Genomic DNA, 14344 nt, shown 5'->3' on the forward strand with positions numbered 1-14344 from the left:
AGCCGGGCGAGCGCGTGCACGTGCGCCCCGGTCGCCTTGCCCAGGAGCCGTTGGGCCGTGGCCGCCTCGAGTTCGGCCAGCTGCCCGACGGTGCGGATGCCGTGCCGGTGCAGCTTCTCGGCCGTCACGGCGCCGACGCCCCACAGCCGCTCGACCGGCAGGGGGAGCAGGAACTCCTCTTCGCGATCGGGTTCGACCACGAGAAGGCCGTCGGGCTTGCTCACGGCGCTCGCGACCTTGGCGAGGAACTTGGTGCGGGCGACGCCGACCGAGATCGCGAGCCCGACTTCGGTGCGCACGCGTTCGCGCAACCGCACAGCGATCTCCTCCGGCGTGCCGGCGATCCGGCGCAGACCGCCGACCTCGAGGAACGCCTCATCGATCGAGAGCCCCTCGACCAGCGGCGTCGTGTCGCGGAACACGGCGAACACGTCTTTGCTTGCCGCGGAGTAGGCCTCCATCCGCGGCGGGACCACCACGGCATCCGGGCAGAGCTCGAGCGCCTGTCTTCCGCCCATGGCGGTGCGGACCCCGCGCGCCTTCGCCTCGTAGCTCGCTGCGAGTACGACCCCGCCGCCCACGATGACGGGCCGACCGCGGAGGGCGGGCGCGTCGCGCTGCTCGACGGAGGCGTAGAAGGCGTCGAGGTCGGCGTGCAGCACGGTCGCCTCGCCTCGCATCCCGTCTCCTGTCGACGGGAAGATCGTCGCACGCACCCCGGACATCGGTGCGGGGAGCGGAGCCGATGGTTGCCTCCGGTCGATAGTTGCGTTTATGCAACTACAAGCGTATAGTTGACTCTTATCAACTTTCTACACAGGAGCATCCTCCCCGTGACTAACGCCTCACCTTCTTCCGCACCCGAGACCGTGCGCTCGCCGCGCGAGGTCTTCACCGCGATCTCCGGACTCGTCGTCGGCATGTTCGTCGCCGTGCTCTCGGGCACCGTCGTGTCGACCTCGATGCCGGTGATCATCGCCGACCTCGGCGGCACCCAGTCGCAGTACACCTGGGTCATCACCGCGAGCCTGCTGGCGACCGCGGTCTCCACCCCGATCTGGGGCAAGCTCGCCGACCTCGTCGACCGCAAGATCCTCGTCCAGGCCGCTCTCGTCCTCTTCACCGTGGGCACGGTGATCGCCGGATTCTCGACCGACACCAACATGCTCATCGCCGTCCGCGTCGTGCAGGGCATCGGCGTCGGCGGCCTGATGTCGCTCGTCATGATCGCCGTGGCGCTGATCATCTCACCGCGTGAGCGCGGCAAGTACATGGGCGTCGTCGGCGGCATCATGGCCCTCGGCACCATCGGCGGACCGCTGCTCGGCGGGCTCCTCACCGACGTGTGGGGCTGGCGCTCCAACTTCTTCGTCGGCGTGCCGTTCGCGATCCTCGCCCTCGTGCTGCTGCAGTTCACCCTGCACCTGCCGAAGCCGCAGCGCGACACCAAGGTCTCGATCGACTACTTCGGCATCGTCCTGCTCGCCGTCGGCGTCTCGACCCTGCTCATCTGGGTCTCGATGGGCGGCAACCAGTTCGAGTGGGACTCGTCGACGAGCATCATGCTCGCCGTGATCGCCGGCGTCGCGATCGCCGGATTCATCACCGTCGAGTTCTTCGTCAAGGAACCGATCGTGCCGATGTCGCTGTTCCGCAACCGCACCTTCACCCTCTCGGTCATCGCCTCGATCGCCATCGGCGTCTCGATGTTCGCCACCTCGGTGTTCCTCGCGCAGTACTTCCAGCTGGCCCGTGGCGCCACGCCGACCGAGTCGGGCCTCATGACGATCCCGATGATCATCGGTCAGATGGGCGCGTCGATCATCATCGGCCAGCTCGTCAGCCGGTTCGGCAAGTGGAAGGGCTGGATGCTCACGGGTTCGGTCCTGACCACGGCCGGCGTCAGCCTGATGTCGACGCTGCGCTACGACACCCCGTTCCCGCTGGTGGCCGTCTACATGTTCGTGCTGGGCGCAGGCCTCGGCATGGTCATGCAGAACCTCACCCTCATCGTGCAGAACGACACGTCCCCGCGGCAGCTCGGTGCAGCCTCGTCGAACGTCAACTTCTTCCGCACGATCGCCGGCACCATCGGCGTCACCGTCATGGGATCCCTGCTGTCGACCAGCGTCGCCACGTACATGACCGACGCGCTCAAGGGATTCACCCCGACGACGCCCGACGAGGTCGAGGCGCTGAAGCACCTCGCCTCGGGCGATGTCCCGAAGGTGACGCAGCTCCCCGACACGATCCGCGCGATCGTCGAGGGCGCCTACGGGCACGGCATCGCGGACGCGTTCATCATCGCCATCCCGCTCGCCGTGATCGCCATCATCGCGATCGCGTTCATCAAGAACAAGCCGCTGTCAACGAAGAACGCCGCCGAGCAGCTGCGCGAGCAGGCCGAGGAATCGGTCATCGAGGTCGCCGAGGCCGAGGTGGGTGCATCGCTCTCGACCGGAACCATCCGGATCGCGGGCGCCGAGACCACGAAGCCGGCGACCGGATCGGTGACCGTGCTCGAGCGCGAAGATCGGGAGCCGAAGGGCTGAGATGGTCACCTCGGCAGCGGTGATGTCGCAGGACGTGGACAGCGCCCTCGGTGATCTCCAGACGCACCTGAACCTCATCTTCGCGAGGACCAGGACGCTCTGGAAGGAATCCGCGGCGCGCATCGACCCGGAGCTGCAGGTCGGCGGATACAAGCTGCTGACCTTCATCGACCGGGCCGGGACGACGAACGCGCACGAGCTGGCCGACCGATTCGAGATGGACAAGTCCGTCATCAGCCGCCAGGTGCGGATGCTGGAGGACCTGAACCTGATCGAGTCGCGTCCGGACGAGCGCGACGGACGGCTGCGCGTGCTGACGGCGACACCGTCGGCACGCGCCGCCCTCGCCGCGCTGCGCCGCGATCACGGCCAGCGGCTGCGCATGGTCATGGCCGAGCTGACTGCGGACGAGATCCACGCCGCGTCCAAGGCCTTCCGACTCCTCTCGGAGATCTGAAGGTCGCACCGATCAGAGCCCCGCCGTCGCATCGACGGCGGGGCTTCGTCGTGTGCGCACGTGACGTCTCGGCTTGTCGAACACGCCTTTGTGTGGTTCCCTCGGAATGTCCAGCGGGGGTCGTCCGGCGCACCAGGACCGCAGAGAACGGGGCTTCGGTGAACTGGATCGCCTCGAACCTCGGCCTGATCTTCGATCTCACGATCAATCACGTGCGCCTGGCGATCATCCCCATCATCGCCGGCTTCGTCATCGCGGTGCCGCTGGGATGGGTGGCCAGCCGCAATCGCACCGCCCGGACCTTCATCATCACCGCGGGCAGCCTGCTCTACACGATCCCGTCGCTGCCGCTGTTCGTCATCCTGCCGGTGATCCTCGGCACCCGCATCCTCGATGACACGAACCTGGTCGTCGCGCTGACGATCTACGCGGTCGCGATCATGCTGCGCTCCGCCACGGACGGCTTCGGCTCGGTCGACCGGTCCATCATCGACTCGGCCAAAGCGATCGGCTTCTCGCCGGCCGGACGGTTCTGGCGCGTCGAGTTCCCGCTTGCGGGTCCCGTGCTGCTGGCCGGTCTGCGCGTCGTCTCGGTGTCGACCATCGCCCTCGTCTCGGTGGGTGTGATCATCGGATCCGAGAACCTCGGCTACCTGTTCCAGAACGGCAAACAGCGCGGCATCCTCGAGGAGGTCGTCGTCGGCATCGTCATGAGCCTGCTCATCGCCCTCGTCTTCGACGTGATCCTGGTGGCGATCGGGCGGCTGCTGATGCCCTGGAGCCGGGCCGCTGGCGTGCGCCCGCCTCGAGTCGCCCCCATCGACACCGGCGCGGACAGCGCCCGTCGGATCCTGGCATCGCCGGGTCAGGGGGGCTGATGGACTTCCTCGCCAACGCTCTCGCGTGGATCTTCGACCCGGCGAACTGGGTGCCGGGCTCGCAGAGTCCTCTGCCCATCGGGGACCGGCTCGCCGAGCACCTCGTGTACTCGGGCGTCTCGCTCGCCATCGCGATGCTGATCGCTCTGCCGCTCGGCTTCTCCATCGGGCACACCGGTCGCGGGCGCCAGTTCGTGATCGGATTCACGGGTGCCATGCGCGCGCTCCCCACGCTCGGCGTGCTCTTCTTCCTCACCATGGTGCTGCGCTCGGGTCTCAGCACCACGCCGGCCGTTCTCGTCGGCTCGACCATCGCATTCGTCCTGCTGGCGATCCCCTCGATCCTCGCCGGAGCGTACGCGGGCCTCGAGAGCGTCGGCCGCGAACCGATCGACGCGGCACGGGCGATCGGCATGACGGAGCTGCAGATCCTGCTCAAGGTCGAGATCCCGCTCGGCCTCCCGGTGATCATCGGCGGCATCCGCTCGGCGGCGCTGCAGGTGATCGCGACGGTGACGATCGCGTCCTACGTGGGACTCGGCGGTCTCGGCCGCATCATCTCGTCCGGCATCGGCCTCAACGATTACACCGTGATCCTCGGCGGGGCGCTGCTGGTGACAGCTCTCGCGCTCGGGATCGACGGTGTCTTCGCGCTTCTCCAGCGTCTCACCCGCACCCCCGGGCAGAGCGCTCGACCTCTCCGCAAGTCCCCGCGAAACGGTTCGGATGCCGACATGGCGCCGAGCCTCGATGAAAGGACCCCCGCATGACCTCTCGAGCCCGCACGACCTGGTTGACCGCCTGTCTGCTCGCCGTCAGCACCACCGTCGCCCTCGCCGGATGCGCGACCACCGACCCGACGGCCCCCAGCGGCGAGTCGGCCGATGGCGACGCCGTCGTCGTCGGATCGTTCGCCTTCCCCGAGAGCGAGATCCTGGGCGAGATCTACGCGCAGGCGCTCGAGGCCGAAGGCTTCGATGTCTCGACCAAGTTCAACATCGGCCCCCGGCAGCAGACCATCCCTGCCCTCCAGGACGGATCGATCAACCTGATCCCGGAGTACAACGGCAACCTGCTGGCGTACTACGACACGGAATACGCGGAGCGGACGACCGAGGACGTCGACGCGGCGCTGCCGGATGCCGTGGCCGCCGACGACCTGCAGGTGCTCGACTCGGCAGCTGCCGAGGACAAGGACGCCTACGTCGTCACGAAGAAGACCGCGGAGGACAACAACCTCAAGACCATCGGCGACCTGAAGACGATCGAGCCGTTCTCGCTGGCCTCGAACCCGCAGTTCGGCGAACTCGGCTACGGCATCCCGGGACTGCGTGACGTCTACGGCGTCGGCGTGGAAGCGGGCCAGGTCACCTTCGTCCCGTACGAGGACTTCGGCGGCCCCGACACCGTGCAGGCACTCGTCGACGGCACCGTCCAGGTCGCCGACATCTACACGACGTCGCCGGCGCTCACCGCCGAAGACCTCGTCGTGCTCGAGGATCCCGAGAACATGATCTCGGCGCAGAACGTGATCCCGCTCCTCTCGAAGGACATCTACTCCGACAAGCTCGCCGAGGTGCTCAACGCCATCTCGGCGAAGCTCACCACCGACGATCTGATCGAGCTCCGGGACCGCGTCGAGGGCGACGAGAAGGCCTCGGCGTCGACGGCGGCGAAGGAGTGGCTCGCCGACGCCGGTCTCGTCGGTGAATGATCTTCGCGGGTGATGTGCTCGTGGGGTGACTGATTCCGCGTGTTCGCCTGATCTCGCGAGGCGGGGCTTCGCCGTAAGCTGACGACCATGAGCGCCTCGACCGACGAACCCGCCCGCACGGGCGTGCCCGCCGCCGAAGACACCGCCGCGCCCGACGGCGCCGGAAGCCCCGAGCTCGACCAGGCGATCTCGCGGGTCGAGCACGAACTGGGTCGTCTCTTCGCCCGGATCCGGGTGAGCTGGCGCGAAGCCGCGGCGACCGTGCATCCTGATCTGCAGCCGCTCGGCTATCAGGTGCTCACCTCGATCGCGACGGGCAAGGCGACCTCGGCCGGTGCGATCATCGAGCGTCTGCAGACGGACAAGTCGGCTGTCAGCCGTCACGTGCGGCAGCTCGAGGAGCTCGGACTCGTGGAGAGCGTCCGCGACCCCGACGATCGCCGGGCGCGTGTGCTCGTCGCCACGGAGCTGGCCCAGGAGCGGGTGGCTCTCGCCCGCTCGCGCTACGAGGCGCGCCTGGGGGAGCGGCTGCGCCGGTGGACGGCCGAGGATCTCGACCACTTCGCCGAGCTGCTCGCCCAGTTCGGCGACTGATCGCACGACCGGGCGGCGGGTAACGGTCCGGCGGTCCGGGAGAGACGTAGCCTGGATCCCATGACGCTCACGAAAGCCCGCACCGCCGCCGAGATCGTCGACTGGCGCCGCCGTGTCTTCGCGCTCTACGACGCCGTGCGCCGCGCCTCGTCTCCGGAAGAGGCGCACGAGCTCTGGCGTATCGAGCGCGACGACCTGATCGCGCGGCATCCGGCGACTCCGCTCCTGGCCGAAGACCGGCTGATGTTCGAGGGGCTGCCGATCGCCTCCTACGATCCGCAGTGGCGCTTCGAACTGCCGATCCTCGAGGCGGAGCCCGGCGGGTTCGACTTCGCGACCGGCACCGACGGCGTCGTGCCGTTCGAGCGCGTCGGCAAGGTCGAGATCCCCGAGGTGGGCTCGCTCGACGTCTGGCGTCTGACGACGTACGGCGGGGGACTGTTCATCCCGGTGCGCGATGCGCTCGCCGGACGCCCCGATGGCACGTACGGGGGAGGGCGGTACCTGATCGACACGATCAAGGGCGCCGACCTGGGATCGGATGCCGCACGCGGCACGATCGTCATCGACTTCAATTTCGCCTACAACCCCTCGTGCGCCTACGACCCGGCCTGGGCGTGCCCGCTGGCGCAGCCGGGCAACGTGCTGCCGATCGCGATCCCCGTCGGCGAGCGCTACGCCGGCGGGACGCAGTGATCCCGGTTCAGCGCCGCACGCGGGCGCGTGTCTTCGTCACGCTCCCGAGCGTGGCCCGCACGGGCGTGCCGAGGTACAGCCCGAGTGACGCGCCGGAGGCGAGTCCGACGCCGATCACCGCCGCGTAGACGAGCGAGCTGCCGGCGCCCACGACGTCGGATGCCGCTCCGCCGGTGTGCACCATCTCGAGCAGTCCCTGGAACACGGCGACACCCGGCACCAGCGGCACGATCGCCGCGGTCGTCACCGCGACCGACGGCACGTGCAGGTTGTGCGCGATCAGCACGCCGATGAAGCTCGCGAGCAGGGCGCCGAGGGCGCTCGCCGCGGCCGGATGCAGCTGCAGCGCGGTCGCGAGCGTGTAGCCCGCGATCGTGATGGCGCTGAGCAGCGCGCTCACCAGGATGATCCGCATGCCGGCGCCGTTGAACACCGCCACGGCGACCGCGATGATGATCGCTCCCGCGAACACGCTCACGAGCGGCCCGAAAGGTGCGGCGTCATCGGGGAGATCCATCGTGAACCCCAGCACGCTCCCGAGCTCGAGCCCGACGAGGATGCCGATCACCACGCCGAGGGTCTGCATCGTCAGATCGAGGATGCGTCCGCCCGCCGTGAGCGCGAAGCCGTCGATCGCATCCTGCGCCGCGCCGACCACGGTGAGACCGGCGAGCATGAGCACGATGCCGGAGGCGACGATGATCGAGGGGCGGATGCCGACGAACGGCTCGACTCCCGCCGAGCCCAGGGCCGACACGGCGACCGCGACGACCGTGGTCACGAAGCCGCCGGCGATCTGGCTGAAGAACAGCGGAACGCGGAGTCGGGCGAGGCCGGCCTGCGTGACCGCGGCGGCGAGGGCGGCGACGAAGGTCAGGCCGACGATGATCGGCGACGCACCGAGCAGGATGCTGACGCCGACCGCGAGCATCGCCCGGGCGACCACGACCACCGGCTGCTGGTAGCGGAACGGCATCCGGCGGATCACGCGGAACGCCGTGCGGGCCGACTCCAGATCGAGACCGTGGGCGATGTCCGAGACGAGCGCCTGCACCCGCTGCAGCTTCGCGTGATCGGGAGCGGCGACGCGCACCACGCGCACGAGCGTCTCCGGCCAGACCTCGCCGCTGAGGTGGAACGACACCGTGATCGAGTTGTACGTGACGTCGACCTGCACCCCGCGCAGACCGTAGGCCTCGCAGACCCGCGTGATGGCGAGCGTCACCTCGTGGGCGGATGCTCCGATCGCGAACATCGATTCGCCGATGCGGGTCGAGAGGTCGAGCACCCTCGGCACCATGCGCTCGTCGATGACGGGCATCACCTCGGTGGGGGCCACGCTCGCGGGGTCGGTGTGCACGATTCTGCGCACGGAGGCGAGCAGCCGTCGCGGGGACTTCGAGGACATGTCTCCATTCTCCCGGCTCCGATCGGAGCGCCCCGGCGCGTCGGGCCCGATCAGCGCAGATAGGCGTCGACCATCAGCGCGCCGCGAATGTCGCGCAGCCGGTCGATGACGAGCGCCACGCCGCGCGCACCCACCGACGACAGCTGAAGGTCGTACGGCCCGAGCGGCTCGAGCTTGCCGGTGCGGACGCGCACGACCTCCCAGCCGGCGCTCCGCAGTGCGCGGTCCTTGCGGCGGTCGGCATCCTCGCGCTTGCCGACGTGCTCGAGGCCGTGCCGACCGACGGTGTCGTATTCGATCGCGATGCGCAGCTCGGGGAGCAGGATGTCGGGCCACACCTCGGTGTGCCGGAAGAACGGACGTGCGACCTTCACCGCATTCACCTCGCCGGTGAAGACCAGGCGCTCGGTCAGCGCTGCCCGCAGCTTCGCCTCGGCCGCGGATGCCGGCTTCGGCGCACACGCGCTGAGGAACGCCGTGCCCTTCGGCAGATCCGGCGTCTTGGTGCACAGGGCGGGCGCGGGTCTGCGCGGTCGTGCGGGGATCGCCCGTGCCTCGCCGAGGATGACGGGCTGCGGCCGCGCGAGCGTCGAGCACTCCGGGCACCACGCCGATCGTCGCCGCACGCGACCGGGTCTCTCGCGCTGCTCGGTCGGGGTCGCCGCGAACCGATGGCCGACCATGCACTCCCAGCAGAGCAGCACGTCGGCCGCCAGCGGCACCTGCGAGAGGGTCACGCCGTGATTCAGCTCGGGGTGGTACTGCCGGATCAGCTCGGGATACGCCGCCCAGGCGGCGCGGAACGTACCCACCTCGTAGGGCACGGCGACACCACGCGAGAACTGTCTTCTCGCCCACCACTGCTGCACGGGCTCCGGCACGAGGGCGACGATAGTCGCGCCGACCGACATCGGGTTCCGGGCGCGTCCTAGGGTGGAACCATGAAGACGATCGGGGTCCTCGGCGGTATGAGCTGGGAATCGTCCCTCGAGTGGTACCGGCTCGCGAACGAGCGCGTGCACGCTGCGCTCGGCGGCCATCACTCGGCCCGCATCATCCTCGATTCGCTCGACTTCGCCGAGATCGAAGAGCTCCAGGCGCGGGATGAATGGGATGCCGCCGGCGCCCTGCTCGCCGATCACGCGCGGGGGCTGGAGCGCGCGGGCGCCGACCTCATCGTGCTGTGCACGAACACCATGCACCTCGTCGCCGACACGATCCAGGCCGCCATCGGCATCCCGTTCCTCCACATCGCCGACACGACGGCGGCAGCCGTGCTCGAGGCCGGCGTGCGGAGGGTCGGGCTGCTGGGCACGGCGTTCACGATGGAGAAGCCGTTCTACCGCGAGCGGCTCGAGCAGCAGGGGATCGACGTGCTCGTTCCCGACGCCGAGGACCGGGCGGGCGTGCACGCCGTGATCTACGACGAGCTCGTGCACGGCGTCATCCGTCCGGAATCGCGCGCGTGTTACCGCGAGGTCATCGAGAGGCTGGTCGCGCGGGGAGCCGAGGGCATCATCCTCGGCTGCACCGAGATCGAGCTGCTGGTGTCGTCCGACGACGCGCCGGTCCCGGTGTTCCCGACGACCGCGCTGCATGTGGATGCGGCGCTCGCCGCTGCGGGACTCGCCGGCGGCTCGCGGTCCCGTCAGCAACCGGATACTTGACTCTGACACTGTGGCAGGCGGGAGAACGGTGACATGTTGTCCATCGGAGCCTTCGCGCAGATCGGCCAGGTGACCCATCGGATGCTGCGGCATTGGGACACCGCCGGCCTGCTCGAGCCCGCCCACGTGGACGAGTTCAGCGGCTACCGCTCGTACGACCCCTCGCAACTCGACAGGCTGCACCGCATCGTCGCTCTGCGACAGCTCGGCTTCGGTCTCGATGACATCGCGTCGATCCTCGATCAGGGAGTCGACGCGGCGCGCATCGCGGCACTGCTGCGGATCCGTCGTGCCGAGGTGGAGCAGGAGCACCGGACGGCCGCCGCACGACTCGTCGACGTGGAGCGGAGGCTCCACCTCATCGAGAGAGAGAACCACATGTCCACCATCGAGATCATCGAGAAGCCCCTGCCCGCCGTGCGTCTCGCGGCCATCCGCACGGTCGTGGCCGAGCAGCCCGAGGTCGCGGCCGTCGTGGGTCCGTCCTTCGACGCGATCGCCGAGATCATCGGCGACGAGTGCGGGTCGCTGACCACGCCGATCGCGCAGTACGAGACCATCGACGACGGACTCGAGGTCACCGTCGGCTACGCGTACAACGGCGGCTCCAGAGAGGGCATGGAGATCATCGAGCTGCCTGCCGCCGGAGCCGCGGTATGCGGCATCCATCTCGGTTCGATGGAGAGCATCGCCGAGAGCTGGCACGCGATCCACACCGAGATCCTCGCTCGCGGGCTGGTGCACGCGGGCCCGTGCCGGGAACTGTACGTGCGTGCCGAGTCGGACGACCAGGCCGACTGGGTGACGGAGCTGCAGCAGCCTGTCCGCCGCGCGTAGCGATCGCGCCTGATCGTCGCATCCGACGATCTCGGCGGGTCGTTCCTGTGCGATGCGCCGATGCGCCGGCGACGAGAGACGGCGAGAGTGATCGCACGCGTGCGAAAGGAATCGGAATGCGAGTGTTCGTCTCGGTCGACATGGAGGGCGTCGCCGGAGTCTCCACTCCGGACCAGGCCTATCACGGTGGTCACAACTACCCGGCGTCGCAGCGCCTGATGACCGAGGAGGCCAACGCGGCCATCGCGGGCGCCTTCGACGCCGGCGCGACGTCGGTCGTGGTGAACGACGCGCACGGGTCGATGGACAACCTGCTCGCCGAGCAGCTCGATGAACGCGCGGAGCTCGTCAACGGGCGCCCCAAGGCGCAGTGCATGATCCAGGGCCTGACACCCGAGCACGATGTCGCGCTCTTCGTCGGATTCCACGCCCCGGCCGGCGCTCCCGGTGTCTTCTCGCACACCCTGTCGTCGCTGGCGTTCACCCGATTCCGCGTGAACGGAGAGACGGCGTCCGAGACCGATTTGGGCGTGCTCCAGGCGGCGGCTCTCGGTGTGCCGGTCGGGCTGGTCACGGGCGACGACCAGATCTGCGGCCTCACGCGCGCGGCGTACCCGTGGATCCGCACGGCCCAGGTGAAGCAGGCGGTGGCCCAGTTCTCCGCCCAGTCCGTGCACCCGTTGCGCGCGCGGGAAGCGATCCGCGCCGAGGCTCGCGCGGCCGTCGAGAACGTGGAGCGGATGCGGGTGCCCACGGTGCCGGACCGGCTCGAACTCACCGTGGACCTGAAGACGCCGGTCCACGCCGAAATCGGGGCGCTGATCCCCGGGATGCGTCAGATCGATCGTCTGCAGCTCGCGTTCGACGCGGAGTCCCCGCAGCAGCTGCTCGACGTCTGCGCGCTCCTGTGGGAGACCGCCGGCTGACGATCGCCCGCGTCACACCTGCGAGAGTCGATCGACCACCGGCCGGTACTTCGCCGCGTAAGCGGCGATCTCTCCGTCTTCGCGGAAGGTGCTGTCGAGCAGGTAGAGCCCCGGCAGCGTCACCGCGCCGAGCTCGGTGAGCACCGGGCGCAGCGTGAGCTCGGGCGCGAGGGCGTGCCGCTCGCTCGCGCCGAGCATGAGCGGGACGACCGTCACTCCGGCGAGGCCGGTCCCGCCGTCGAACTTCTCGAGGAACAGTTTGAGCAGCCCGGTGTAGGTCGCCTTGAAGGTCGGGCTGGCGAAGACGACGAGGCGGGCGGCGGCCACGGCATCCCGCGCAGCAGCGACCGATTCATCGCCCCAGCCGAGGAGCGACGGCCCGAGCGGCGCCAGCTCGATCGTGGTGCGCGGTCCGTCGGTCAGTGCTTCGGCGAGGAGTTCGGCTGCTTCGCGTGTGCGCGAGCCCTCCTTCGGATTCCCGATCACCTGGATCGAACTCATGTGGCTCCGCCTTCCTCATCCCTCATCCGCGAATCGGCACCATTGTGCTCGAATTCCGGATGGTCGACACCTGCGATGTCACCGGGCGACGCAGACGGGCCTCGCCGACGTCTCGCGAGCGCCGTCAGGCGGGAGCGAGGCGGGACACGAACCCGCGGATGCGTCGTCGCACGCTCTCGAAAGCGGAATCGAACGCGGCGGCCGTCCCCACCCGGGCGGGGTCGCGGATCGACCAGTGCAGGTCGTCGCGCGTCGCGAGCCGCTCGTGAGCGTCGTCGCAGACGGTGATGATCAGATCCCCGGCGGTCCGGACCTCGTCGATGTGGCGGGGCGGTCGGGTCTCGTCGATCGCCAGGCCGTGCCGCTCGGCGGACGCGATGGCGCCGGGGTTCACCGCGTCTGCGGGACGTGTGCCCGCCGACGCGACGGGGATGCTGCTCATGTCCTTCCAGACGACTTCGGCGAGCTGCGAGCGGGCGGAGTTCGCGGTGCACACGAACAGCACACGCCGCGGCACGGGCACGCTGGCGGGTGCGAGGGTGTCGAAGACCTCCGGCCGCAGCGCGATGTAGCTGCGTCGACGATCGAACTCCGAGCGTTCGCGGCTGATGATGTGCGCCGATTCGAGCACGCCCAGGTGATGGGCGACCAGGTTGGATCGGAGGTCGAGCCGTGCTCCGATCTCCGACGACGAGAGATCGCCGAGGGTGAGCAGATCGACGATGCGCAGGCGCGTCTGATCGGCGAGAGCGGCGAAGATGCCGGCGCGACGCTTCAGATCAGTCATCTCTTTCATCCATATCACGATCAAACGACTCTGTCCATGAGGGTTGACTCAACCGTCATTGACCTTATTGTCGAAGAGCGAGCCGCGTGTGCGGCCTGCAGAGAGGCATGGCAAATCATGGGAATCGGAAGCGGCATCGCGCTGTTCGTCATCGGCATCATCCTCGCGTTCGCGGTCAACGTGGACACCGGCGGGTACGTCGACCTCGACCTGATCGGCTACATCCTGATGGGTGCCGGCGCCGTGGTGTTCCTGATCAGCCTCGTGCTGACCATGCGGAGCCGCCGCACGGAGACCGTCGCACGCACCTCGGTCGACCCGGTCAGCGGCGAGCAGGTGACCCGGAGGAGCCTCCGCGACAACGATCCCGTCGTCTGAGTCCCGGCGTGACGCTCCCTCGCTCCGACGACCTGGCCGGGCGTCTCCTCGGCGAGCGATACGAGTTGGCGACCCGGTTGGGCGAGGGCGGCATGGGCGTCGTGTACCGCGGGCACGACACGATGCTCCGCCGCGACGTCGCGGTGAAGGTCTTCCGCGACGGCGCCACGGAGGTCGCTCGGACGACGTCGGAGACGCATCTACTCGCCAGCCTGAACCACCCGGCCCTCGTCACCCTGTACGACGCCCACCTCGGCGCCGAGGAGCCGCGATACCTGGTGATGGAGTACGTCGACGGACCCACCCTCGACGAACGCCTTCGCAGCGGTCCGCTGCCGAGACCGGTGGTCGCGCGTGTCGCCGCCGATCTCGCCGAGGCGCTCCACGTCGTCCACCAGGCCGGCATCGTGCATCGCGACGTCAAGCCGGCGAACGTGCTGCTGCGTGCGCCGGGGGTCGCGGGGGAGGAGTTCTCCGCCAAGCTCGCCGACTTCGGGATCGCGCATCTCGTCGATGCGACCCGACTGACGACGCCAGGAACGATCATCGGCTCCGCGGCATATCTGTCGCCGGAGCAGGTGACCGGGGTCGATCCGCGACCGTCGGCCGACATCTACTCGCTCGGTCTCGTGCTGCTCGAAGCACTCACCGGACGACGGGCGTTCGCTCAGGAGGGGCTGCGAGAGGCCGTTCTCGCACGTCTGTCGCAGGACCCCGTCGTTCCGACCGAGGTCGGACGGGAGTGGGGCGCGCTCCTGACCGCCATGACGGCGCGAGACCCCGCGGATCGCCCCACCGCGATGGCTGTGGTCGATGGCGCGCGGCGGCTGCGGTCCGAGAGCACCACGGCACCGACCTCGTCATCGGCGACGGTGGGGATCCCCGGATCATCCGCCACCCGGACGGCCGTGCTGCCGTCGGAGACGGCCGTGCTGCCGTCGGAGACGGC

General features: G+C 69.1%; 16 protein-coding genes and 1 pseudogene. 12 read left to right on the plus strand and 5 right to left on the minus strand.

Annotated elements, in window-relative coordinates; genetic code table 11:
- Window positions 1-680: pseudogene (locus tag DW306_RS02890) on the minus strand (DNA polymerase IV); the annotation flags it as partial.
- Between the two features lie 153 nt (window positions 681-833).
- On the opposite strand from DW306_RS02890, the gene DW306_RS02895 reads away from it, so the two are divergent.
- The 7 genes from DW306_RS02895 (at window position 834) to DW306_RS02925 (ending at window position 6891) form a co-directional block, all read left to right on the plus strand.
- Entirely contained in the window at window positions 834-2552 is a 1719-nt protein-coding gene (locus tag DW306_RS02895; protein WP_136054146.1) for an MDR family MFS transporter, read from the plus strand.
- A 1-nt stretch (window position 2553) separates the two neighbouring features.
- Window positions 2554-3009, plus strand: coding sequence for a MarR family transcriptional regulator (locus DW306_RS02900; protein ID WP_136054147.1), 456 nt, complete (start codon window positions 2554-2556; stop codon window positions 3007-3009).
- A gap of 158 nt (window positions 3010-3167) precedes the next feature.
- Window positions 3168-3887, plus strand: a complete 720-nt coding sequence (locus tag DW306_RS02905; protein ID WP_136054148.1) for an ABC transporter permease — start codon at window positions 3168-3170, stop codon at window positions 3885-3887.
- Window positions 3887-4657, plus strand: a complete 771-nt coding sequence (locus DW306_RS02910) for an ABC transporter permease (RefSeq protein ID WP_136054149.1) — start codon at window positions 3887-3889, stop codon at window positions 4655-4657. The genes DW306_RS02905 and DW306_RS02910 overlap by 1 nt, the downstream gene beginning before the upstream one ends.
- The gene (locus DW306_RS02915; protein ID WP_136054150.1) at window positions 4654-5601 is read left to right on the plus strand and encodes an ABC transporter substrate-binding protein; all 948 of its coding nucleotides are present in this window, start codon (window positions 4654-4656) and stop codon (window positions 5599-5601) included. The genes DW306_RS02910 and DW306_RS02915 overlap by 4 nt, the downstream gene beginning before the upstream one ends.
- An 87-nt stretch (window positions 5602-5688) precedes the next feature.
- Window positions 5689-6195 (plus strand): MarR family transcriptional regulator, encoded by a 507-nt coding sequence (locus DW306_RS02920; protein ID WP_136054151.1) that lies wholly within the window; start codon window positions 5689-5691, stop codon window positions 6193-6195.
- A 60-nt stretch (window positions 6196-6255) separates the two neighbouring features.
- Complete coding sequence (locus tag DW306_RS02925; RefSeq protein ID WP_136054152.1) at window positions 6256-6891, plus strand: DUF1684 domain-containing protein; 636 nt, start codon at window positions 6256-6258, stop codon at window positions 6889-6891.
- A 7-nt stretch (window positions 6892-6898) separates the two neighbouring features.
- Here DW306_RS02925 and DW306_RS02930 read toward each other — a convergent pair whose 3' ends face one another.
- Both DW306_RS02930 and DW306_RS02935 read right to left on the minus strand, forming a co-directional pair.
- On the minus strand, window positions 6899-8299 hold the full coding sequence (locus DW306_RS02930) for a threonine/serine exporter family protein (protein ID WP_136054153.1): 1401 nt from the start codon (window positions 8297-8299) through the stop codon (window positions 6899-6901).
- A 50-nt stretch (window positions 8300-8349) separates the two neighbouring features.
- Window positions 8350-9180 (minus strand): zinc-ribbon domain-containing protein, encoded by an 831-nt coding sequence (locus tag DW306_RS02935; RefSeq protein ID WP_136054154.1) that lies wholly within the window; start codon window positions 9178-9180, stop codon window positions 8350-8352.
- A gap of 60 nt (window positions 9181-9240) precedes the next feature.
- Between DW306_RS02935 and DW306_RS02940 the strand changes: the two genes are divergently transcribed.
- The 3 genes from DW306_RS02940 to DW306_RS02950 all read left to right on the plus strand — a co-directional run bounded on the left by DW306_RS02940 (window position 9241) and on the right by DW306_RS02950 (window position 11729).
- Entirely contained in the window at window positions 9241-9966 is a 726-nt protein-coding gene (locus DW306_RS02940; RefSeq protein ID WP_136054155.1) for an aspartate/glutamate racemase family protein, read from the plus strand.
- A gap of 33 nt (window positions 9967-9999) precedes the next feature.
- Window positions 10000-10803 carry a MerR family transcriptional regulator gene (locus DW306_RS02945; protein WP_136054156.1) on the plus strand — a complete coding sequence of 268 codons (804 nt, stop codon included), beginning with the start codon at window positions 10000-10002 and terminating at the stop codon, window positions 10801-10803.
- 116 nt (window positions 10804-10919) lie between these two features.
- Window positions 10920-11729, plus strand: coding sequence for a M55 family metallopeptidase (locus DW306_RS02950; RefSeq protein ID WP_136054157.1), 810 nt, complete (start codon window positions 10920-10922; stop codon window positions 11727-11729).
- Window positions 11730-11741: 12 nt separating this feature from the next.
- Here the strand turns inward: DW306_RS02950 and DW306_RS02955 are convergent, their stop codons facing one another.
- Together DW306_RS02955 and DW306_RS02960 are read right to left on the minus strand one after the other, a co-directional pair.
- Window positions 11742-12230, minus strand: a complete 489-nt coding sequence (locus DW306_RS02955) for an NAD(P)H-dependent oxidoreductase (protein ID WP_136054158.1) — start codon at window positions 12228-12230, stop codon at window positions 11742-11744.
- A 124-nt stretch (window positions 12231-12354) separates the two neighbouring features.
- Entirely contained in the window at window positions 12355-13017 is a 663-nt protein-coding gene (locus DW306_RS02960; protein WP_240747028.1) for a helix-turn-helix domain-containing protein, read from the minus strand.
- Window positions 13018-13134: 117 nt separating this feature from the next.
- Here DW306_RS02960 and DW306_RS02965 point away from each other — a divergent pair, with 117 nt between their 5' ends.
- Window positions 13135-13395, plus strand: a complete 261-nt coding sequence (locus DW306_RS02965) for a DUF6458 family protein (RefSeq protein ID WP_136054160.1) — start codon at window positions 13135-13137, stop codon at window positions 13393-13395.
- An 8-nt stretch (window positions 13396-13403) separates the two neighbouring features.
- Window positions 13404-14344: serine/threonine-protein kinase (locus tag DW306_RS02970; RefSeq protein ID WP_136054161.1), on the plus strand; the 941-nt coding region annotated here is incomplete at its 3' end.

The sequence above is a fragment of the Microbacterium sp. K24 genome (genome assembly GCF_004794465.1).
Taxonomy (GTDB): domain Bacteria; phylum Actinomycetota; class Actinomycetes; order Actinomycetales; family Microbacteriaceae; genus Microbacterium.